We start from the raw sequence: 21608 nt of genomic DNA on the forward strand, positions 1-21608 counted from the left end.
ATGAAAATGCGGTATTCTATTATCGAATCCACAGTCCCGTTGTTCTTATCGAATTTGATCATCAAGGACCAATCGGTATTCGAGGGAATGGCAGGCAACCCACAAGAAATCACATACATACCATAGTACGGACCCCGAATGGAAATGATTACGGGAAGGATTATTTACGGCAACATTTGGCAAAACATCATCATTAAATGTCAGTTGTTGACAATGACTACACGCTTTACAGTCCATTCATTCCAATGAAAAATCCCTAAACAAAATGAAGGAAAAGGAAATTATACGAAACGGAGAAGGTGAAAACTATAACTATGCCCAAGATCATTGCTTCATTAAACTTTCTTCCCATAATACCAATGGGGAACTGAGTATTGTTGAGGATACCTTAAAACCAGGGTTTTATCTTGGGAGACATCAACACAAGATAATGACGGAGGTCTTTTATATCCTAGAGGGGGAAGTGGAATTCATTTTCGACGATGAGTCAATTACCGCAGGGCCTGGAGATACCCTAACCGTTCCTCCCCATGTTTGGCATGCGGCAAAATGTGAAGAAGGAGGCAAAATGCTGACGCTATTCAAAAATGGCCAGTTCGACCTGTATTTGGAAAAACTATCAAAGCTGTCCGACAGTGATTTTGCAGATGCGGAGCTTATGAAGTCCGTTTCCGCCGAATTTGATATCTACGAGGAATAAGTCAAAAAGAAATAAAACCACCTTTACCTAAAAAATCATGACCAATAGAAATCCGGAAGTCGACGAATACCTCAAGAAGAAAAATCATCCTTTGGAGGCTGAAATCCAAAGGGTCCGGGAAATTATCTTAAAGACCCATCCCGATATTGAGGAAACCATAAAATGGAGCAGCCCCACCTTTATATATAAGGGGAACATGGCCTCCTACTTTATGAATGCCAAGAAACATGTTAGTCTAATGTTCCACAAAGGAGCTTTGATCAATGATACTACCGGACTGCTTCAAGGCGATGGTAAAGAGGCAAGGACTGCAAAATTCGCAAGTATGGCCGATATAGAAAACCATAAAAAGGATTTACAGCGCGTGGTACTGGGTTGGATAAAAATGCGTGATAATTCGTAACGAAGTTGACCAATAAGGTTATTACCGGATTAAATTGATTTAGTGAATATTCCAAAGATTGAGGCAATGCATGACATCATTTGGCAATTTGAACATTCGGTAGAATGCAATTCGCATAAATCCTTTGCATGGGCCTTTTGGACCGATGTATCTAATTGGGAGCGTCTTGAAGGGAAAGCGGTGGAATGGATAAAGCTTCATGGGCCTTTTGCCATAGGTACTTCAGGTGCCACAAAAACTCCGGGACAACATCCCTATACATGGACCATAACACAGCTTGAGCCTGAACGCTCCGCGACTATTGAAATGCCCTTGGATGGTGCCGTATTTTGCAATATAATAATGATGGAATCTATGGGTCCCAACCGGACCCAAATCACCCAACGTTTGAGTCTGGCCGGTGAAAATGCCCCCGATTTTGCCAAGGGCATGCGCACCTTTGAAACAAGTGCACCCCAAGGCCTCAAAAAACTGGCGAAAGCCATTGAATCTGCTTATAATACGGTCTGATTTCCAGAACTATGGGTTAAACTAAAAGGGCACATTAAAAATGGAGGAATTGGATACGCTTTACGTTACCGAGAGAAGAACATGGCGAAAATGGCTGTGGCAAAATTTTGAGAAAAAGAAAGACATTTGGTTGGTATATCCCAAAAAATCTACCGGAAAACCTAGAATCGAATACAATACCGCCGTGGAGGAGGCCTTGTGTTTTGGTTGGATCGATAGTACCGTTAAATCCCTTGACGCAGATCACACCTTACAACGGTTTACCAAAAGGCGAACGAAAAGCGGCTATTCCCAAGCCAATAAAGAGCGATTGAAATGGTTGTACAAAGAGGATTTGCTTCACGATTCGATCAAGGAAAGTGCCAAGGCCATTGTCGATCAGGAATTTGAGTTTCCTTCGGACATATTAGAGGAAATACGGAAGAATGCCAGGGCTTGGGAAAACTATCAAAAACTCTCAGACCCGTACAAGCGCATACGAATCGCTTATATTGATAGCGCCCGAAAACGCCCGGAGGAGTTCAAAAAACGATTGTTGAATTTCATCGCCAAAACTCAGGAAAACCAATTAATAAAGGGGTTTGGAGGAATTGATAAGTATTATTAAAACTTGAATTCCTAGGTAGGGCAAACAACCACCAAGTAAACCTTTCCAATTACTTCACTTCATAGGTTTCCCCGGAAAAGAAAAGGTCGTTTACCTGGGTAAAATTGGAATTGGCCTTTACCTGTTGCGTTAGCGCATCTTCCCTTTCCTCAAAGGTCACATCCTCATAACTCCGAATAATCCCAGTAACCAAAGGATAGGACAAGCGTACCAACATTTGATGTAGTGTAGGATCCTGGGCCCTGGCATCATGCACCAAAATATCTTCTTCAGTGACCCCGTTCTCGCCCAGGGTAACTACTTCCAACTGCAGTCCCTTAAGGACCAAACCCTTATCCTTGTCTTTCCCAAAAATCATTGGTTTACCATGCTCCACAAACAACTGTTGGTCTTCCCGTACCTTTCTATCGGTAAATTTGGAGAAGCACCCATCATTAAAAATGGGGCAGTTCTGCAATACCTCGATCAAGGACGTTCCCTTGAAACTTTCGGCGGCTATAAACAAGTCAGTCATCTCTTTCGGCGTATTCCCCCCTACCCTGGCAAAAAACCGTGCCCTAGCCCCCAGGGCCAGTTCGCCCGTAGAAAATGGAGGTTGCGTATTGCCATGGGGCGAGGATTTTGTTTTTTGCCCAACTAGGGAAGTCGGTGAAAACTGACCTTTGGTCAATCCGTAAATCTCGTTGTTGAACAAAATGATATTCAAATCGATATTCCTACGAAGAATGTGAATCAGGTGATTGCCCCCAATGGCCATACTGTCTCCGTCTCCTGTGATGACCCATACACTTAGCTCGGGATTCGCCAGTTTCACCCCTGTGGCAATGGCAGGAGCTCTTCCATGAATACCATGCATGCCATAGGTGTCCATATAATAGGGAAAACGGGAAGAACAGCCAATACCCGAAATAAAGACAACATCTTCTTTTTTGACACCAATCTCCGGAAGCGCCTTTTGCATGGCCCTTAAAATCACATAATCATCGCAACCCGGGCACCAACGCACCTCCTGATCACTGGCAAAATCCTTGAACGTATATTTTTTTGGAGCAGCTGTTTCCATAATCACTGTATGAGTTGTTTGAACTTCTGTACAAGTTCATCGTTTCCAAACGGCAATCCCTGTATCTTGTTGAATTGCAAAAATGTATATCCATCAAAATTGGCCCGTAGTACCTTTGCAAATTGACCATTGTTCAATTCACAAACTACAATTTTATCAAACTTTTTAAGGATTTCCTCGGTATTTCGAGGTAGCGGATTAATATAGTTGAAATGGGCCATGCCAATATCCGTGTGACCCTCACCATGTAATTGCTTTATTGCAGTATGCAGGGAACCATAGGTACCTCCCCATCCGATGACCAAGAGACGGCCGGAATCGCCAAATTCCGTTTCCAGCTCTGGAATAAAATTCTTAACCCTTTTGATTTTCTCGGACCGTATTTTTGTCATGTACCCATGATTTTCGGGTACGTAGGACACATTTCCGGTGACGCGGTCCTTTTCCAAGCCACCAATACGATGTTCCAATCCTTCCGTTCCCGGTATGGCCCAATTACGGGCCAAGGTGTCCGAATCCCTATCGTAGGGGTGCCAATTTTCCTTGGCCTCTTTGATCCTATTACTTTTAATTTCGGGCATCTCGGCTATGGTCTTAATTTTCCATGGTGCCGACCCGTTGGCAATATAGCCATCCGTCAATAAAACCACGGGGGTCATATGCTCCAAGGTCAATTTTGCGGCTTCATAAGCAAAGTCGAAACAATTGGCTGGAGTACTCGCGGCAATGACGATGACCGGACTTTCCCCGTTCCGACCATACATGGCCTGCAACAAATCCGATTGTTCCGTCTTTGTGGGCAACCCTGTAGAAGGACCGCCCCGTTGTACATTTACCACTACCAAGGGGAGTTCCACCATCATAGCCAGACCCAATGCTTCCCCCTTAAGGGCAAGACCGGGGCCCGAAGTTGTGGTTATGGCCAAGTTTCCTGCGAAAGAAGCCCCAATGGCGGAGGTAATTCCTGCAATCTCATCTTCTGCCTGCAATGTTTTAACGCCAAAGTGCTTATGTTTTACCAATTCATGCAGAATATCGGAAGCTGGGGTAATAGGGTACGACCCTAAAAAAAGGTCTAAATCGGACTTTTCCGCCGCCGCGAGAAATCCCCAGGCCGTTGCCGTATTGCCCAATAATATTCGATAAGTGCCTGCGGGCATTTTGGCCGGGGCAATGGTATACGCATTGGGAATGAGTTCCAAGGTCTCCGCAAAATAGTATCCGGAGTTCAGTACCTTAGTATTGGCTTCCGCGATGAGGGGCCTGTCCTTGAATTTTCGTTTTAAAAATTCTATGGTGTGTTTTGGGGAGCGATGATACATCCAATACACCATCCCCAAGGCGAACATATTCTTGCTCCGTGTAATACTTTTGTTGTCAATGCCCGTAAGATCCTTAAGGGTCTCCTTAGTTATTGAAGTCATGGCTACTTCTATGACCCTGTAGTTTTCCAAACTACCATCCTCCAAGGGATTGGTCTCATATTTTGCCTTTTCCAGATTCTTTCGGCCAAAGGAATCCGTGTCCACGATAATGGTATGTCCTGGCTTTACCGCATACAGATTGGTCTTTAGGCCGGCAGGGTTCATAGCCACCAACAAATCCACATTGTCCCCAGGTGTATTGACCTCCATACTCCCGATATGTACCTGAAAACCGGAAACGCCGTATAAACTTCCTTGGGGAGCCCTAATTTCAGCAGGATAATTGGGAAAGGTAGCCACATCATTACCGAACATGGCCGAGGTATCCGAAAACTGGGTACCCGTCAATTGCATCCCATCCCCGGAGTCGCCGACAAAGCGAACCACCACGGCTTCCAGGACTTTATTCCCTTGGTCTGAATATTCAAATATAAGAGGCTTCTTGGCCATAAGAAAAAACAAAAAATAGGTTAATAATCAACGGATAAAAAATAATCCTGCCCTTTTCTTTCAAATATGATTTTTATCATTAATTCCCCATAAGGATACCCCTAAATTTACATATCTAAACATTAAAAATAGGGAAAAATGGCTATCATTATAACAGACGAATGCATTAACTGTGATGCCTGTATTTCTGAATGTCCGAATACGGCAATTTACGAACCCGATCAGGAGTGGTCCTACTCTGACGAAACTGAGCTAAGTGGCATGGTTACCCTGCCCTCCAATGGGGCCGAAGTAGATGCCGATGCCGAAAACGAGCCTATATCCGAGGAATTCTATTTTATTGTACCCGATAAGTGTACGGAATGTGAAGGATTTCATGATGAGCCACAATGTGCCTCCGTTTGTCCGGTGGACTGTTGTGTGCCCGATGACAATCATGTAGAAACGGAAGAACAACTCTTGGCGAAGAAGGCTTGGTTATATGATGAATGACTTCTTTGTTGAAAGAATCTTCCACATTTTACCTTTCTAGACCCTAAAGTTTTGGTTGGTTTACATGATGTTACAAAACCGCCGTCGATTTGCTAGTATCGATGGCGGTTTTTTGATGTTTCCAACACCGGGATATTCCAACGGCTTTCCTGATAAATATCATGTTATGAGAGTAGTACGCTTTTTATTTTTATAGAAGCAATCAAAAATCCTGTATCATTATAAAAGGGGTATTGTACGATAGAGTACCTCCTTTTTTAAACAATCCGGTATCGTAATACAAGCTATCCATTATGAAAAAAGATTTCCCAAAACTCATTTGCGACGCGAATGAGGCCGTTGCAAGAATTGCCCACAAGACCAATGAAGTTTGCGCTATTTATCCCATTACCCCGGCTTCCCCAATGGGCGAGCACGTAGATGTGTTCAGTTCCAATGGTGAAAAGAATATATGGGACAATGTACCAAGGATCGTCGAAATGCAAAGCGAGGGCGGTGCTTCCGGAGCTGTACACGGCTCGTTGCAGGCAGGTGCCTTAACGACAACATTTACAGCCTCCCAAGGGTTGTTGTTGATGATACCCAATATGTACAAAATAGCAGGGGAGTTGCTCCCCAATGTCATCCATGTTGCTGCAAGGACGGTAGCCACCCATGCGCTTTCCATTTTTGGGGACCATTCCGACGTCATGGCGGCTAGACAGACCGGATTCTCCATGCTCTTTGGAGGTTCTGTACAGGAAGCCATGGATTTCGCATTAATCGCTCAAGTAGCAACTTTAAAGGCAAGGGTTCCCTTTTTGAACATTTTTGACGGATTTAGAACGTCCCATGAAATATCCAAAATCGATACCATACCGGATGATATCATAAAAGCCATGATGCCCGAGGATGAAATCATGGCCCATAAAAAACGGTCCTTAGATCCCGATCATCCGGTAGTACGGGGAACATCCCAAAACCCTGATGTGTTTTTCCAGGCTAGGGAAGCTTCCAACATCTACTATGATAAAGTTCCTGGAATCGTTCAGGACACCATGGATGAGTTCTACCAGCATACCGGTCGCAGGTATAGTTTGTTCTATTATGTGGGACACCCGGAAGCCGAAAAGATTATCGTTATTATGGGTTCCGGCCAAGGTCCGGTTCTGGAGGTAGTGGACACCATGGTGGAAAATGGAGAAAAAGTAGGTGCAATAATCATACGCCTATTTAGACCATTCTCTATAAAACACTTTATAGATGCACTTCCAGAAACGGTAAAAAAAGTAGCCGTTTTGGACAGGACCAAAGAACCTGGAAGCACAGGTGAACCTTTGTATCTGGATATTGTAACCGCATTTGCCGAAAGCGATAGGGCAATGCCGACCATAATAGGTGGACGGTTCGGATTGTCTTCCAAGGAATTTGATCCAGCCATGGTGAAGTCGGTCTATGATGAACTGGACAAATCGGTTCCCAAAAAGCATTTTACCATTGGTATCAATGATGATGTTTCCTATACAAGTCTGGAGATAGGAAAACGATTTAAGACGGCCAAGGCAACCTTTAACTGCATGTTCTACGGTCTGGGTTCCGATGGTACCGTTGGTGCCAATAAGAATTCAATTAAAATTATTGGGGAAACCACGGATAACTACGTACAGGGTTATTTTGTATACGACTCCAAAAAGGCAGGCGCACAGACCATATCCCATTTGCGTTTTGGCCCGGAACCTATCTATTCGTCCTACTTGATCCACAAGGCCAATTTCATTGCCTGTCATCAATTCAATTTTATTGAAAAATATGACTTGCTGAAAAACATAAAAAAAGGCGGTACCTTCTTGTTGAACGCACCCTATTCCAAGGATGAAATATGGGAGAAATTACCTGAAAAACTACAGCAGGATATCGTTGAGAACGAATTGGACTTCTATGTAGTGGACGCGACCAAGGTGGCCCATGAGGCAAAATTGGGCAAACGTACCAATACGGTCCTACAGACCTGTTTCTTTGCCATCTCAGGCGTACTGCCCAAGGAAGAAGCCATTGAAAAGATTAAAAATGCCATTGTAAAATCGTACGCCCACAAAGGAGACCGGATTGTACAAATGAACTTCAACGCCGTTGATAAATCATTGGAAAATCTACAAAAGGTAGACTATCCGAAAAAAGTGACCAACAAATGGGCCCTTAAACCCATGATGACCGGTACGGAAGACCCATTTGTAAAGGATATTCTGGGGAAAATATTGGCTGGAAAAGGAGATGAGCTTCCCGTCAGCGCTTTCCCGGTAGACGGTACCTTCCCTACAGGGACTTCACAATATGAAAAAAGGGGCATTGCGGATTACATTCCGGTTTGGGATGATGCCGATTTATGTACACAATGTAATAAATGCGTGGCCATTTGCCCACATGCGGCGATACGTGCCAAAGTAGTTCCAAATGAAGATTTGGCCGATGCACCCACCGATTTAAAAGCAGTACCTGCCAAGGGAAGGCCATTTAATAAGGAAACGGAATCTTATATCTTACAGGTCTCGCCCGAGGATTGTACCGGTTGTGACCTTTGCGTAGCCGTTTGCCCTGCAGAAAGCAAGGAAATAGAGGATTTCAAGTCTATCAATATGCACAAGAAAATTGACGTGGAATCTGTTGAGGACAAGAATTGGGATTATTTCATAAACCTTCCGGATTACGACCGTACCGCGCTGCAGATAACCAATGTAAAAGGGTCCCAGTTTTTGGAGCCGCTCTTTGAGTTCTCAGGGGCTTGTTCCGGTTGTGGGGAAACACCCTATATTAAGATGTTGACACAATTATATGGGGATAGCATCATGATAGCCAACGCCACGGGTTGTTCCTCTATTTATGGCGGTAATTTACCCACTACACCGTATAAGACCAACGAGGCAGGTAGGGGTCCGGCCTGGGCCAACTCGCTCTTTGAAGATAATGCGGAATTTGGTTTTGGTATGAAATTGGCCTTGAGCAAAAAACAGGAGATAGCGGTGAATCTGTTGAAATCATCGGAATCCTTGATTGGCAATGAACTGGTAGAAGCCATTTTAAATAATCCTGAAGCAGACGAATCCCAAAGGGAAGAGAAATTCCGGCATTTGGATGAACTCAAAAAAATCTTGGATACCAGTAACGACCCAAATGCCAAAAAGCTCAACAAGCTAACCGAATATCTTAGAAGGAAATCGGTATGGATATTAGGTGGAGATGGTTGGGCCTATGACATAGGGTATGGCGGGGTAGATCATGTATTGGCTTCCGGAGAGGATATCAATATTATGGTATTGGACACCGAGGTGTACTCCAATACCGGCGGTCAAACTTCCAAGGCCACCCCTCTGGGCGCAAGTGCCAAGTTCTCCGTATCCGGGAAAAGGACCAGTAAAAAAAGTTTGGCGCTCCAGGCGGTGTCCTACGAAAACGTATATGTGGCACAGGTGGCTATGGGGGCAAAGGATATGCAAACCCTAAAGGCCATTGAGGAAGCAGAGGCTTATCCCGGACCATCATTGATCGTTGCCTATTCCCATTGCGGAGAGCACGGTTATGACTTGAAGGACGGTGCCCTTCAGCAAAAGAAAGCCGTTGAGACCGGATATTGGCCCTTGTTCCGTTTTGACCCCTCCAAACCCAAGGGTAAAAAGTTCCGGTTGGATTCCAAGGAGCCCAATGCGCCACTTACGGATTTTATGTACAATGAAACCCGATTTACAAGAGTGGCGAAAGAGAATAAGGAACTGGGTGAGGAATTGCTGAAACAGGCCCAGGAAGAGGTAGATACACGATGGGAGCGATTGGAACTCTATAGAAATATGTAGTACGTACCAAGGATGAAGTAAACAATTAAAATTATTGGAAATGGAAGATAAGGCCCGCAAACTATTTGATGAAGCAATACAAAAATTAAGAGAGGCCAATGAAGAATTGTGTAGACCGGAAGAGGATGTGGTCCCTTCTTTGGTCTGCAGTAATTCCCAATTTGCCATCCAGAGTTATTTGAAAGGATTTCTTATGCTCAACGGATCTACTCCAAACAATGAGGATTCGATTGACCGATTATACGAGCAATGCAGAAAGATCAATAAAAACTTTGAAGAAGTTAATCTGTCCGGTTTTGGATGCAATATGCATAAAGAGGATTCTAGATTCTGCAATGAACCCTCAGAATTTAGCCGATGTTTTGATATTGCGGATAGCTTGGATACGTTTCTTAGGCGGGAAAGGGTTATTAGTTAGGAATAAATGGATCTTCCTTGCCTTATGTAGGGCCGATTTGAACTAGTTCAAATCGGCCCTTTGATTTTGTGACCATCGCACAGCCCTAAAAGAACGAATCCTAATGATGGTATGAAATCCATATCTTTTTCGACTAACTTTGTTGCCTCCGCTCGAGAACAAAGAATACAATGGCAGACAAAAAAGTTAGTGTCCTAAAGGCATTTAGAACTATTATTTGGCCCAGAAGAAAACTGGTCTTTGTGGGTCTGTTGCTCATAGTTATTAGTAGGGCGGCCAGTTTTGTAGCACCCATTTCCCTACGCTTTTTTTTGGACGATATAGTCCCCAATAAAAACTATGATCTACTAAAAATTCTGGTTGTTGTGGTCATTCTGTCCTTTTTGGTACAGGCGGTAATGTCCTTTCTTTTGACCAAAGTATTGAGCATACAGGCGCAATACATGATATCGGAATTACGGGCCCAAGTACAAAAGCAAGTCCTTTCCCTACCCATACGTTTTTTTGATAATACCAAATCCGGGGCCTTGGTCTCACGTATTATGAGCGATGTGGAAGGTGTCCGCAATCTGATCGGTACCGGTTTGGTACAACTCGTAGGGGGGACCCTAACCGCGGTGGTATCGCTCGTTTTGTTATTGCGGATCAGTCCAACCATGACCCTGTTGACCTTTATCCCCTTAATTCTTTTTGCATTCATTGCATTGAAGGCCTTTAAGATTATACGGCCGGTCTTTAGAGATCGGGGCAAAATAAATGCGGAGGTAAAGGGACGCTTAACCGAAACCTTGGGTGGAATTCGGGTCATTAAAGGGTTCAATGCCGAAGCACAAGAAGCGGAAGTCTTCGAGGGCGGCGTGAGGAGATTGTACGAAAACGTTAAAAAGAGTTTAACCGCGACCGCCGTTATGACCAGTTCGTCCACTTTTCTGTTGGGGCTGGCGACCACAGGAATAATGATGGGGTATGGAGGTTATAAGATGATGCAAGGGGAGTTAAGTACGGGGGAATATTTTGAGTTTACCTTTTTGTTGGCCTTAATGGTGGCCCCTATCGTTCAGATGAGTAATATAGGAAGCCAACTCACCGAAGCATTGGCGGGTCTGGACCGTACCGAGGAATTGATGAACGAATCCGCAGAAGCCGATAATAAGGAACGCACTAAGGTACTTTCCAATATTTTGGGCCATATGGTCTTTGACCGGGTTTCCTTTGCCTATGAAGAAGACAAGGAAGTGCTACACGATGTAAGCTTTAAGGTCGCAGCAGGTCAAGTTATTGCCTTGGTGGGGAGCTCGGGCTCCGGTAAATCTACCATTGCAGGTTTGGCCGCAAGCTTCTTGAGTCCGGATTCAGGCCACATTACCATTGATGGCCATGATATGTCCAAAGTTGATCTGACCAGTTTTCGTCAATTTTTGGGCGTAGTACTACAGGACGACTTCCTATTCGAGGGCACCATTAGGGAGAACATTTTGTTTCCTAGACCTGACGCTAGCGAAAAAGAGCTGGAAAAAGCAGTACGAGCCGCTTATGTAAATGAATTCACGGATCGTTTCGACGATGGTCTTGACACCTTGATCGGTGAACGCGGGGTAAAGCTCTCAGGCGGCCAAAGACAACGTATCGCCATTGCCAGGGCGGTTTTGGCAAACCCTAAAATTTTAATATTGGACGAGGCCACATCAAGTTTGGATACGGAAAGTGAAGCCTTGATTCAAAAGAGTTTGGCCGAACTTACCAAAGGACGGACCACATTTGTTATAGCACACAGACTGAGCACCATTAGAAAAGCCGATCAAATCTTGGTCATCGAAAATGGAAGTATCGCAGAACAGGGAACCCATGAAGAATTGATTGCCTCGGAAGGGCGGTACTATAATCTCTTTACGTATCAAGCAAGGATTTAGCGAGATACCCTTGATTTTGAAAAACCAACAAGTTTGATTTTTAACCTTTAGGATTCTGCCGGGGCCAATTCGATTTCAAGCCCTTCCAAGTCCGCTACTATTGGGATTTGGCATCCCAAACGGCTATTGTCCTCAACATAGAAGGCTTCTGCCAACATGGCATCCTCCTCATCCGATTTTTCGGGAAGTTCATGCTCGGACTTGACATAGCATTGGCAGGAAGCGCACATGGCCATACCTCCACAAACCCCTATTGTACCTTCCGGAGCCAACTCGTAGGAACGTACCAGTTCCATCAAGTTCATATTCATATCGGTAGGGGCATCAACTTCGTGAAGCACACCCTCCCTGTCCGTAATCTTAATTTTTATATCCGACATCTCCGAGTATCGTTAGAATTCATCTATTTCTCCTTAATTCGGAAAAGAAGATGCAAAAATAGGGTTTTCCGGGTATTTGTCGGACAAAGTACGGAAGTTTACAAGTTAAGCGTAAAACAATAGGAACTGAATTAGTGAAATAGCGTATTCAGAGACTGTAATCCATTCACCGTCAAGTCTATACTTGTCATAAAGAAATCCGGGAAATGCATTCCCCGGAATCACTATCCAAAAAAGTTTAGCTTAAATTGATTACCTCCTCAATTTGCGGTGCGTGTTTTTTTATGGTCATCTCCACTCCGCTTTTTAAGGTCATTTGATTTACACTGCATCCCACACAATTGCCTTGTAAGCGAACTTTGACAGACTTATCGTCATCAATGGATATCAGAGAGATATCCCCACCATCACTTTGTAAGAAGGGGCGAATTTCCTCCAATGCCTTCTCTACGTTTGATTTAAGTTCCTCGGATGTCATACTTTCTTACCTTTAACTGCAGCACAGCCTGCCATTGTCGTAATCTTGATTGCTTCCGTTGGGGGAAGGTTTTTATTTCTACGCACCAACTCCTGCACAACGCTCTTGGTCAGATCCTCAAAAGCCAGTTCCACCGGAGTGGCCGTTTGCAATGCGGCGGGACGACCTACATCCCCCGCTTCGCGAATGCTTTGAACTAAGGGGATTTCTCCCAAGAAAGGAACATCCAAATCCTGTGATAAATTTTTGGCCCCTTCCCTACCAAAGATATAATATTTATTCTCAGGTAGCTCAGCAGGTGTAAAATAGGCCATATTTTCCACAATACCCAACACAGGGACATTAATAGAATCTTGTTGGAACATGGCCACTCCCTTCTTTGCGTCCGCTAATGCCACTTCCTGGGGTGTGCTTACCACTACGGCACCGGTGACCGGCATGGATTGCATGATGCTCAAATGTATATCGCCCGTTCCCGGTGGCAGATCCAACAACATAAAATCCAAATCTCCCCAATGGGCATCGAATATCATTTGGTTCAATGCCTTGGAAGCCATTGGCCCCCGCCAAATCACCGCTTGATTGGGTTGGGTAAAAAACCCAATGGACAATAACTTCACCCCATAATTCTCAACGGGCTTCATTTTGGATTTGCCATTAACGGTAATCGCCAATGGTTTCTCATGGGCCACGTCGAACATAATGGGCATGGATGGGCCATAAATATCCGCATCCAACAGGCCAACATTAAACCCCATTTTGGCCAGGGTAACCGCCAAGTTTGCGGTTACCGTAGATTTGCCAACACCTCCCTTGCCAGAGGCGACCGCAATAATATTTTGAATTCCCGGAATGGGTTTACCCTTAATTTCATTGACTTTGGGTTTGGTAGGGGCATCCACTTTGATATTGATCTTTATCTTGGCCTTTTCATATACCTCCCTGTGGATAACCTTAAGGATTTCCACTTCGGTCTTTTTTCGGGCCTGTAGACTAGGGTTCTTTATGGTAACATCTACCTCTACCTCATCCCCAAAAATCTGTATATTCGTTACGGCACCACTTTCCACCATATTTTGTCCCTCGCCAGGCACGGTTATTTTTTCCAGTGCCTCCAAAACCGCTTTCTTCTCGATTTTCATGTAAAATCTTCTTTGTATTGCTATAAAATGATACTAAACAAAGATACGCCTTACACATGAGATTTAGAAGGGGATGGATTGAAAATGAAGATGTAACGATAGAATTCTGTTATTGGATATTCCGTCCACATTCTTAATCGAAAAGAACCTATTCGCCCTATAAAAAGTGCGCTGTTCCAAAGTGGATTGGTTCAACCCTCTCGACAGATTGCAATCGATATCCTACAACATCCTCACTAGTTTTTTAAAGACCTCTTTTCCCATATCTTTGGTTGCCCTTGGAGATCCATTGTTATGCGACCACTCGGAAAAATTGACTTTTATACTCGGTAATGAGTCTTCCAAGATTTGGTTTACATAATCAATTTCACAACTAGGGGCAAACCGCTCATTGGTGACAATGATCAAGCCATCTATGCTCCCATCAAAAAACATTCGAATAGATCTTCTCTTTTGCAGCAAATTGTTTTTGGACTGATAAACGGCCAGCCTATATTTTTTTCGTACCGCCTCCTCCTCTATTCCCTCCATGAGATGGGCGTATTGGGTTTTTGAGAACTCCGGGATAATGAGGCCAATGGTATGCGCCTTTTTGGACTTAAGTGCCTTGGCGGAACTATTGGGCTTATAATTATACGTATCCGCTATTTTTCGGATTTTATTTTTGGTCTTTTCACTGACCTCCCGACTGTCGTTCAGTGCTTTGGAAACCGTGGATTTTGAATAGCCCGATAAATAGGCTATTTGCTTGATATTGATTTCGGATTTCATGGTATGCCTATACTACGCCTTAAATAATTATTATCTTATTTCAAGTGAGTTATAGCCATTCCCACTGCCAAAAAATGTATTCGCTCTTTAGAATAATGGCGATTTACTTTTCTAATAGACTTGCTACCTTGGCAAGTTGTTACACCCAGTTCAACATTTTTGACGCATTTAACAAAATCTTCAAAAAGCGGATAAGGTTTTGCTGCCGAAGAAGTAGGAAAAGAAATGGTTTTGATAAATTTCGTGATTGAAAAAAGCAGGAAGAAGTTCGTCGGACTTCAAAAGAGCAACAACAACGGATCAAGGTTATTGCCTGAGCTCCTTAAAGGGATCCCAAAAGTGTTTTTCAAAGTCCACAATTTGATTGTCGACCACCTGGATGCCTTCATTTTCCAGTAATTGTTGCATCAGATTGATTCCATCAAAATGGTGTTTTCCAGTTAGAAGACCTGTTTTATTCACGACCCTATGGGCCGGTACCTCGGGCATATTTCCCGCACCGTTCATTGCCCACCCCACCATACGTGCGCTCCTGGCCGCGCCTAAATATTTGGCAATTGCACCATAAGAGGTAACCCGTCCAAAAGGAATCTGCCGGGCCACTTCGTACACTTTTTGAAAAAAATTTTGATTTTCAGGCTTCATGGGTAAAAATGCGGATAAGGGTAATGATTAATAAGGCAACCATTAGGGCACTTAGGATATAGTTCGAATTCTTGGAAAACTGACTCGTTTTTGCCTCCAATTTATTGAAATATATGGTATACATGTATAGTACGGAAAAGGTTCCCGAACCTACGGCCAGAATAAAGGTAACGATATCCCAAATTTCAAATTTTATCCAACCACTGGCATTCCACATAATATTTAAGCCGCTATAATAAGGAATGGTCAATAGATTTAATGCGGCCAAAAGCATCCCTTTGAAAAAACTGTTCTTTTTGCTAACCTTCACCAGTTTTGGTGGTTTCTTTTTGTTTCGCCGGGCGGCTATGTAAAAATAGACTGCAAAAAAGGCGAATACGCCCACGGCGATATCCATCAAAACCTCAACGACCCCAGGGTTTTTGTTCAGGAATTTTGATATAAGCACGGCAATATATGCCTGGATCATTATCATACTGGAAACACCCGTACTGAATATGATGCCGTTCAATTTCCCCTTTTCCACACTGGTCTTTGCAGCATTCATATTTAATAGTCCAGGCGGTACGGTAGCCATAAAAGCTGCCGAAAATGTGGCGAAAAAAAGAATGAGCAAGTGCATAGGTCAATTTATCCTAAATTGAATATAGGTAATGGATTTTCCCTCCTCTAGATATTGCTGCTCATAAAACGTCCGTATGCCAAGAACCTCGGGCGGGCTGCCTTCATTCTTGTAAACATCATGATTGGCATACGTAATCTGTTGACCCGTGCCATGGAGCAGCCCCAAGGTGTAGCCGTGCAAAAATTCGCTATCGGTCTTTAGGTGAATCGGTCCGCTTGGCCTAAGTACTTTGCGGTATTTTTCCAAAAAGTCCAAGTTGGTCATGCGATGCTTGGTTCGTTTATATTTTATCTGTGGATCGGGAAAAGTAATCCAGATTTCCGATACTTCATCTTCGGCGAATAGTTCATCGATCAGCTCTATTTGGGTCCTAAGAAAAGCTACATTCCCCAAATTATCCTCCAAAGCGATTTTGGCTCCTCTCCAAAGCCGGGCTCCTTTGATATCGATACCAATAAAATTCTTATCCTTCTCAAGACGTGCAAGACCCAAGGTATATTCTCCCTTGCCACACCCCAATTCCAAGACTATGGGATTATCATTGCCAAAATGGGATTGCCAATTGCCTTTTAGGGAAAATCCCGCCCGTATTTCCTCCCTATTGGGTTGTAGTACATTTTTGAACGTTTCATTCTCCTTAAATCGTTTCAGCTTGTTCTTGCTTCCCACAACTGCCCTTCTTTGATAATACGGCAAAGCTAAGGAAATCTTTATTCCTTAAGTATTTTGTTTCCCATAACCCCAATAATGTCTTTGAGTAAAAAAATAGTTAAAACTTCTTTGGATAGGCTAAAGTCCTGCGCCGCTTACTTTTTGCAGTTCTATGTGAAATCCGGGACCATTTGGATATTAAATGGTTTTCATTTCAATTTTCTTTGCTTTTTCCAAGGTAAATGAAAATTCGGAACCTACTTCCTCCACACTTTCCACATAGATTTTCTCGTCATGGGCCTCGATAATATGTTTTACTATGGAGAGGCCCAAGCCAGAACCACCTTCACTTCTACTACCGCTTTGGTCCACCCTATAAAAACGTTCGAACAAACGAGGAATATGCTTTTGGGGTATGCCCTCACCGTTATCCGTTACTCTTACGATTACCTTGTTCTTGATAAGGTTTTCCACACTCACCTCGGAAGTGCCATCCCTGTGGCCATATTTAATGGAGTTTACCAAAAGGTTGGTCAATACCTGTTGGATTTTTTCCTTATCGGCATATACATAAATGGGCTCGGTATACTCCATATCAAATGTAAGCGTGATCTTTTTTTTGGCGGCTTTCATTTCCAGCAAATCAAAAACACTATGAATAAGCTCTATAACATCAAAGTCTTCCCGTTCCAAATTAAGGTCCCCTACTTCCAATTTGGTTATTAAATCCAAATCCTTAATGATGTATATAAGTCGTTCTACAGCTTTATTGGCTCGCTGTAAGTATTTCTTACGTATGCTCTTATCCTCCATAGCCCCGTCCAGCAGGGTAAGTATATAACCTTGGACCGTAAAAAGAGGTGTCTTTAATTCATGGGAAACATTGCCTAGAAAATCTTTCCGATACTCTTCGCGGATTTTTAAGGTATCGATTTCAATCTTCTTATCCTGGGCAAATTTCTCTATTTCAGCTGTAAGTGTCCGCATATCTGTGGTAATGGGTCCTGAAGTAAAAGAGGAGGAATCCAACAGCGCCACATCATCATAAATCTTTTTGATCCTTCTATAGATGAATTTCTCTATCCTGATCTGGAGTACGGCAAAGGAGGTTGTAAAGACCAGTATTGAAAAAAGTAAAACGATAGACCAGTCCAAAGTTTGTAGAAAATACAACAGACCGCCCAAAAGCAAAGAGGACAACAGGGTAATCAGCACCGCGGATCGAAAAGCAAATCGATATGACCTCTTAAGTTGAATAGGCATTATAGCACAAACTTATAGCCCACTCCCTTAACGGTCTTAAAATGATTTTCCCCGATTTTTTCTCGAAGTTTACGAATGTGCACATCAATGGTACGGCCCCCTACCACAACCTCGTTGCCCCATACTTTATCTAGAATGACTTCTCTTTTAAATACCTTGCTGGGCTTTGATGTCAATAGTGCCAAAAGCTCAAATTCCTTTCTGGGAAGTACAATTTCCTTACCGTCATTTACTATTTTATATTCCTCCCGATTAATGACAATATTGCCCACTTTTACGATGTCCTCTTGTGGATCGGCATCTTCCTTTAACCTGCGGAGCAACGCTTTTACCTTACTCACAAGGACCTTGGGTTTTATAGGCTTGGTGATATAATCATCAGCCCCGGCATCAAAACCGGCGACTTGGGAATAATCCTCACCCCGTGCGGTCAAAAAGGTGATAATGGTGTTTTCCAGTCCAGAAGTATTGCGCATGATTTCGCATGCCTCTATCCCATCCATTTCGGGCATCATTACGTCCAAAATAATAAGGTGCGGTAATTTCTTTTTCGCTTTCGCTACGCCTTCAACACCATTTTTGGCGGTAAAAACCTGATAGCCTTCCGAAGATAGGTTATAACTAACGATTTCCAGAATATCGGCCTCATCGTCCACTAAAAGTATTCTAATGTCCTTTTTTTTCATCTGTTGGCTTTTGTTTTCAATAAATCAATAGGCCATCCATACCGGCACGGATGGGTTATTTGCCTTTGAACGGGTTGCTTGGAAATCAGTCCCTTATCATGGCTCATTACATTGCTTTTAAACTGTCAATTCACCAAATGTAAAGATAATAGGATTATCCCAAAACGGCTTAACGTTCATTTAATATAGTAACATTTACATAACATTATTGCAATAAAGGTTTAACATGGACGTAACTCGACTTTTACCTCACCTAGCGTTCTTTGCGCCATAACCAAATTCTAATTAATGAGATATTTTGTAGTGTGTCTTTGTCTTTTCGGCACCATGTTTTTAGGGGCCCAGGACACCGGTAGTATTGTCGGAAAACTCACTGATAAAGAGCTAAATAACGAACCTCTCGCCTTCGCCAATGTCCTCCTGAAGGGAACCACAAAAGGAACTACTTCGGATTTTGATGGGCTTTATGAAATTCCAAATCTAGAGCCGGGCACATATATAGTGGTCTTTAGCTATTTGGGGTATGAAACCATAGAAATTCCAAACGTTGAGGTAGTCGCTGGGAAGGTGACTACCATTAATGTACCAATGAGTGCATCTGAGGGAGTTTCCTTGGACGAGGTTGTGGTTACCACAGTGGCGCGAAAGGATTCCGAGGTGGCTTTGCTTCTGGACCAGAAAAAGGCCGTGACCGTGGTTGAGAGTATTGGTGCTGAGCAGTTGAACCGTCTGGGTGTTTCGGATGCTTCGGCGGCCACCACCAAAATTTCCGGGGTATCCAAATCTGAGGGTTCCGGTCAAATCTATGTACGGGGTCTAGGCGATAGATATCTCACTACGACCTTAAATGGTTTGCCCGTTCCTTCCGATAACATTGACAAAAAGAATATAGATCTGTCCTTACTTCCGTCTAGATTTATCCAAAATGTATCCATTAGCAAAACATTTGCACCCAATAATTCGGCGGATCAGGCTTCGGGGAATATTAATATTTCTTCAAAGGAAGTAACTTCTAGAAAGGATTTTGGTATCAGTTTTGGTGGAGGTATAAATTCCAACGCCGGAACGGTTTATGATGATTTCAAAGTCACTGCCGTTAACAGCGATATTAGTTTGGGAGTTTTTTCAAGACCTTACCAAAATGCCAATTTGCAAAATGCACTAACGGGGCAGAGCTGGAATACCCAAACCGTTGATGTTCCCTTGAACTATTCCTTTGGCTTCAATGCCGGCGGTTTTTTGGATGAAGCGGGGAAATTGCGCTTGTATCTGGCCGGTGGCCAATCTGTGGATCACGAATATAGAGAGGGACTGTTTCTTGAATTTGATAGGGGACAACGCAATGATTCCGTTCCGGACGGCGACAACAGGTTTTGGAGGCGTACCGTGAACACCAGCGGTATTTTGACCGGGGAATACAGAATTAATGATGCCCATAAGTTACGATTCAATGCCTTTGCCATTAACAAAGTATTTGAGGAAACCTATGAAGCCGGTAGAAGCGGAGGAGCTGTTGTATTTGAAGAATTATCTCCGGAGGAACGCGGTTTTCAATTTGTTAGGGATCAAAACATTAAAAACACCTTTTTAGCCATAGGCCAACTTCTTGGAACCCATGACCTATCTGAAAATAACACCTTGGATTGGGCCGTAGGCTACAATAGATTGGCGGCCGATGAACCCAATCGTATCAGAAACGAGGTTAACATTATGAATGAGGACCCCACCCTAGGTATTCCACAAGGACAAATACAGTTGGGAAATGTTGGAGCCTTACAACAACGTAAAACCTCTCAGGAAATCTTGGATGACGAATTTAACGGTCGCATCAGTGATGCGATCACGCTAAAGGAGAATGAAGATGGTGATGCCATTTATAAGTTGAGTTTTGGTGGTGATGGAAGGATTAAACAAAGAGAGTTCAATTCGGTATTTGAAGGTTTTGACGATAGCTCAAGGGGGGCCTTAAATCCATCTTCCATAGACAATTTAACCGAAGTATTTACACAACAAAATATCGATGACGGATTATTGACACTTACCTCACAGTTTGACACTTATGATGCGGAGTTGACATCTTTTGCCGGATTTGCGGATTTTGTCGGTGTTTTTGGAAAGCTTACAGCAGAGCTCGGCCTACGTTTTCAAAGTGATGAGATCAATGTAGATTTTGACGTTACCAATTTTATAGATCCCGTGACCTTTCAGCCAAGGGTAGGATCTTCAAACCTATCTTACGAAAGATTGTATCCCGCCCTTAATCTAAAATATGATTTAAACGATAAAATGGCACTTCGATTGGCGGGCAGTTTAAGTCAGACTCTTCCTGAATTCAAGGAAATTGCTCCTTTTGAATACATTTCGGCCATTGGCCTCATTGAACGGGGTAATGTTTTTTTGGAAGCATCCACGACTACTAATGTGGATTTAAAGTTTGAATTCTTTCCAAGTTCCGACCAACTTTTATCCTTGACCACCTATTACAAGAATATCAAGGATCCTATAAACAAGTCCTTGATTTTTGGTGGAGGCTCAAACCGATTTTCCTATTTCAATACAAGTGATAACGCCAGAATTCTTGGGGTCGAGTTGGAGGCTAGAGTATATCTGATTCAAAAAAGGGACTCTTTGCCAAATTTGAGATTGTCCGGTAATGTCTCCTACATTGACCATAAACAAGATTTAAGGGAGGATGGACGAAATGTGAATAACAGTCGACGGACATTTAGATATAGGGGGTTGGATGAAATTGGTTTGGAAGGTGCCTCGGATTGGACCACCAATCTCGCTTTGACCTTAAATACAGGCAACGAATATCCCTATGAGTTTACCCTTGCCGGCAATTATGCTTCGGATCGGATATTTGCTTTGGGAGCACCCAGGGCCCAAAGTCCTCTTGGAACGGATGGGGTCCTTTTGGAAGATACCAACTTTAATGGTGAAATTATTGAAAGGGGAGTCGTGGTTTTGGATTTCATATTCAGAAAAGAGATTAACGACAGGTTAACAATCGGAGCTTCCGTCAAAAACCTCTTAAATCCAGTTTATCGTCGTGACCAGTTGGTTTCGGATGAGCCTGATCAATCTACGAGAACAAGGGAGGAAGAGGTCTTAACGTATACGAGAGGTGTAAACGCTAATGTGAGCATTAATTATAAATTCTAAA

At 43.2% G+C, this 21608-nt stretch carries 21 protein-coding genes; 10 read left to right on the forward strand and 11 right to left on the reverse strand.

The window, feature by feature from the left end; translation table 11 throughout:
• From Q0993_RS06130 to Q0993_RS06150, 5 genes are all read left to right on the forward strand, one after another.
• Positions 1-197: DUF3500 domain-containing protein (locus Q0993_RS06130; protein ID WP_299530795.1), on the forward strand; the 197-nt coding region annotated here is incomplete at its 5' end.
• A gap of 68 nt (positions 198-265) precedes the next feature.
• On the forward strand, positions 266-700 hold the full coding sequence (locus Q0993_RS06135; protein ID WP_299530798.1) for a cupin domain-containing protein: 435 nt from the start codon (positions 266-268) through the stop codon (positions 698-700).
• A gap of 37 nt (positions 701-737) precedes the next feature.
• The gene (locus Q0993_RS06140) at positions 738-1103 is read left to right on the forward strand and encodes a DUF1801 domain-containing protein (RefSeq protein WP_299530801.1); all 366 of its coding nucleotides are present in this window, start codon (positions 738-740) and stop codon (positions 1101-1103) included.
• Between the two features lie 66 nt (positions 1104-1169).
• Complete coding sequence (locus Q0993_RS06145; RefSeq protein WP_299530804.1) at positions 1170-1613, forward strand: hypothetical protein; 444 nt, start codon at positions 1170-1172, stop codon at positions 1611-1613.
• A 40-nt stretch (positions 1614-1653) separates the two neighbouring features.
• A complete protein-coding gene (locus tag Q0993_RS06150; protein ID WP_299530807.1) occupies positions 1654-2220 on the forward strand; it encodes a YdeI family protein in 567 nt (188 codons plus the stop codon).
• 49 nt (positions 2221-2269) lie between these two features.
• On the opposite strand, the gene Q0993_RS06155 is transcribed toward Q0993_RS06150, so the two are convergent.
• Together Q0993_RS06155 and Q0993_RS06160 are read right to left on the reverse strand one after the other, a co-directional pair.
• Positions 2270-3283 carry a 2-oxoacid:ferredoxin oxidoreductase subunit beta gene (locus Q0993_RS06155; protein WP_299530810.1) on the reverse strand — a complete coding sequence of 338 codons (1014 nt, stop codon included), beginning with the start codon at positions 3281-3283 and terminating at the stop codon, positions 2270-2272.
• Between the two features lie 2 nt (positions 3284-3285).
• Entirely contained in the window at positions 3286-5157 is a 1872-nt protein-coding gene (locus tag Q0993_RS06160) for a 2-oxoacid:acceptor oxidoreductase subunit alpha (protein ID WP_299530813.1), read from the reverse strand.
• A gap of 138 nt (positions 5158-5295) precedes the next feature.
• Between Q0993_RS06160 and Q0993_RS06165 the strand changes: the two genes are divergently transcribed.
• The 4 genes from Q0993_RS06165 to Q0993_RS06180 all read left to right on the forward strand — a co-directional run bounded on the left by Q0993_RS06165 (position 5296) and on the right by Q0993_RS06180 (position 11801).
• Positions 5296-5649, forward strand: coding sequence for a 4Fe-4S dicluster domain-containing protein (locus tag Q0993_RS06165; RefSeq protein ID WP_299530816.1), 354 nt, complete (start codon positions 5296-5298; stop codon positions 5647-5649).
• Between the two features lie 293 nt (positions 5650-5942).
• Entirely contained in the window at positions 5943-9473 is a 3531-nt protein-coding gene (gene nifJ, locus Q0993_RS06170) for a pyruvate:ferredoxin (flavodoxin) oxidoreductase (RefSeq protein ID WP_299530819.1), read from the forward strand.
• Between the two features lie 40 nt (positions 9474-9513).
• Positions 9514-9891, forward strand: a complete 378-nt coding sequence (locus Q0993_RS06175; protein ID WP_299530822.1) for a HEPN domain-containing protein — start codon at positions 9514-9516, stop codon at positions 9889-9891.
• A 170-nt stretch (positions 9892-10061) separates the two neighbouring features.
• A complete protein-coding gene (locus tag Q0993_RS06180) occupies positions 10062-11801 on the forward strand; it encodes an ABC transporter ATP-binding protein (protein WP_299530825.1) in 1740 nt (579 codons plus the stop codon).
• Positions 11802-11848: 47 nt separating this feature from the next.
• On the opposite strand, the gene Q0993_RS06185 is transcribed toward Q0993_RS06180, so the two are convergent.
• The 9 genes from Q0993_RS06185 to Q0993_RS06225 all read right to left on the reverse strand — a co-directional run bounded on the left by Q0993_RS06185 (position 11849) and on the right by Q0993_RS06225 (position 18442).
• The gene (locus tag Q0993_RS06185) at positions 11849-12181 is read right to left on the reverse strand and encodes a 2Fe-2S iron-sulfur cluster-binding protein (RefSeq protein WP_299530827.1); all 333 of its coding nucleotides are present in this window, start codon (positions 12179-12181) and stop codon (positions 11849-11851) included.
• Between the two features lie 238 nt (positions 12182-12419).
• A complete protein-coding gene (locus Q0993_RS06190) occupies positions 12420-12659 on the reverse strand; it encodes a NifU family protein (protein ID WP_282162071.1) in 240 nt (79 codons plus the stop codon).
• Positions 12656-13801 carry an Mrp/NBP35 family ATP-binding protein gene (locus Q0993_RS06195; protein ID WP_299530833.1) on the reverse strand — a complete coding sequence of 382 codons (1146 nt, stop codon included), beginning with the start codon at positions 13799-13801 and terminating at the stop codon, positions 12656-12658. The genes Q0993_RS06190 and Q0993_RS06195 overlap by 4 nt, the downstream gene beginning before the upstream one ends.
• Before the next feature lie 222 nt (positions 13802-14023).
• Positions 14024-14572 carry a LacI family DNA-binding transcriptional regulator gene (locus Q0993_RS06200; protein ID WP_299530835.1) on the reverse strand — a complete coding sequence of 183 codons (549 nt, stop codon included), beginning with the start codon at positions 14570-14572 and terminating at the stop codon, positions 14024-14026.
• 306 nt (positions 14573-14878) lie between these two features.
• Entirely contained in the window at positions 14879-15217 is a 339-nt protein-coding gene (locus Q0993_RS06205) for an MGMT family protein (protein ID WP_299530837.1), read from the reverse strand.
• Complete coding sequence (locus Q0993_RS06210; RefSeq protein WP_299530839.1) at positions 15207-15839, reverse strand: LysE family transporter; 633 nt, start codon at positions 15837-15839, stop codon at positions 15207-15209. The genes Q0993_RS06205 and Q0993_RS06210 overlap by 11 nt, the downstream gene beginning before the upstream one ends.
• Positions 15840-15842: 3 nt before the next feature.
• A complete protein-coding gene (trmB, locus tag Q0993_RS06215) occupies positions 15843-16511 on the reverse strand; it encodes a tRNA (guanosine(46)-N7)-methyltransferase TrmB (RefSeq protein WP_299530841.1) in 669 nt (222 codons plus the stop codon).
• 180 nt (positions 16512-16691) lie between these two features.
• Positions 16692-17756 carry an ATP-binding protein gene (locus Q0993_RS06220; protein WP_299530843.1) on the reverse strand — a complete coding sequence of 355 codons (1065 nt, stop codon included), beginning with the start codon at positions 17754-17756 and terminating at the stop codon, positions 16692-16694.
• Positions 17756-18442 (reverse strand): response regulator transcription factor, encoded by a 687-nt coding sequence (locus tag Q0993_RS06225; RefSeq protein ID WP_299530845.1) that lies wholly within the window; start codon positions 18440-18442, stop codon positions 17756-17758. Before Q0993_RS06225 ends, Q0993_RS06220 begins: the two co-directional genes overlap by 1 nt.
• A gap of 288 nt (positions 18443-18730) precedes the next feature.
• Here Q0993_RS06225 and Q0993_RS06230 point away from each other — a divergent pair, with 288 nt between their 5' ends.
• A complete protein-coding gene (locus Q0993_RS06230; RefSeq protein WP_299530847.1) occupies positions 18731-21607 on the forward strand; it encodes a TonB-dependent receptor in 2877 nt (958 codons plus the stop codon).
• The last annotated feature ends 1 nt before the right edge of the window (position 21608 follow it).

The sequence above is a fragment of the Ulvibacterium sp. genome (assembly GCF_028285715.1).
In the GTDB taxonomy this organism is placed as follows: Bacteria; Bacteroidota; Bacteroidia; order Flavobacteriales; family Flavobacteriaceae; genus Ulvibacterium.

Coding starts and splice junctions, on each gene's coding strand:
- Q0993_RS06135 (WP_299530798.1), top strand. CDS start 266: ATGAAGGAAAAGGAAATTATACGAAACGGAGAAGGTGAAAACTATAAC.
- Q0993_RS06140 (WP_299530801.1), top strand. CDS start 738: ATGACCAATAGAAATCCGGAAGTCGACGAATACCTCAAGAAGAAAAAT.
- Q0993_RS06145 (WP_299530804.1), top strand. CDS start 1,170: ATGCATGACATCATTTGGCAATTTGAACATTCGGTAGAATGCAATTCG.
- Q0993_RS06150 (WP_299530807.1), top strand. CDS start 1,654: ATGGAGGAATTGGATACGCTTTACGTTACCGAGAGAAGAACATGGCGA.
- Q0993_RS06155 (WP_299530810.1), bottom strand. CDS start 3,283: ATGGAAACAGCTGCTCCAAAAAAATATACGTTCAAGGATTTTGCCAGT.
- Q0993_RS06160 (WP_299530813.1), bottom strand. CDS start 5,157: ATGGCCAAGAAGCCTCTTATATTTGAATATTCAGACCAAGGGAATAAA.
- Q0993_RS06165 (WP_299530816.1), top strand. CDS start 5,296: ATGGCTATCATTATAACAGACGAATGCATTAACTGTGATGCCTGTATT.
- nifJ (WP_299530819.1), top strand. CDS start 5,943: ATGAAAAAAGATTTCCCAAAACTCATTTGCGACGCGAATGAGGCCGTT.
- Q0993_RS06175 (WP_299530822.1), top strand. CDS start 9,514: ATGGAAGATAAGGCCCGCAAACTATTTGATGAAGCAATACAAAAATTA.
- Q0993_RS06180 (WP_299530825.1), top strand. CDS start 10,062: ATGGCAGACAAAAAAGTTAGTGTCCTAAAGGCATTTAGAACTATTATT.
- Q0993_RS06185 (WP_299530827.1), bottom strand. CDS start 12,181: ATGTCGGATATAAAAATTAAGATTACGGACAGGGAGGGTGTGCTTCAC.
- Q0993_RS06190 (WP_282162071.1), bottom strand. CDS start 12,659: ATGACATCCGAGGAACTTAAATCAAACGTAGAGAAGGCATTGGAGGAA.
- Q0993_RS06195 (WP_299530833.1), bottom strand. CDS start 13,801: ATGAAAATCGAGAAGAAAGCGGTTTTGGAGGCACTGGAAAAAATAACC.
- Q0993_RS06200 (WP_299530835.1), bottom strand. CDS start 14,572: ATGAAATCCGAAATCAATATCAAGCAAATAGCCTATTTATCGGGCTAT.
- Q0993_RS06205 (WP_299530837.1), bottom strand. CDS start 15,217: ATGAAGCCTGAAAATCAAAATTTTTTTCAAAAAGTGTACGAAGTGGCC.
- Q0993_RS06210 (WP_299530839.1), bottom strand. CDS start 15,839: ATGCACTTGCTCATTCTTTTTTTCGCCACATTTTCGGCAGCTTTTATG.
- Q0993_RS06220 (WP_299530843.1), bottom strand. CDS start 17,756: ATGCCTATTCAACTTAAGAGGTCATATCGATTTGCTTTTCGATCCGCG.
- Q0993_RS06225 (WP_299530845.1), bottom strand. CDS start 18,442: ATGAAAAAAAAGGACATTAGAATACTTTTAGTGGACGATGAGGCCGAT.
- Q0993_RS06230 (WP_299530847.1), top strand. CDS start 18,731: ATGAGATATTTTGTAGTGTGTCTTTGTCTTTTCGGCACCATGTTTTTA.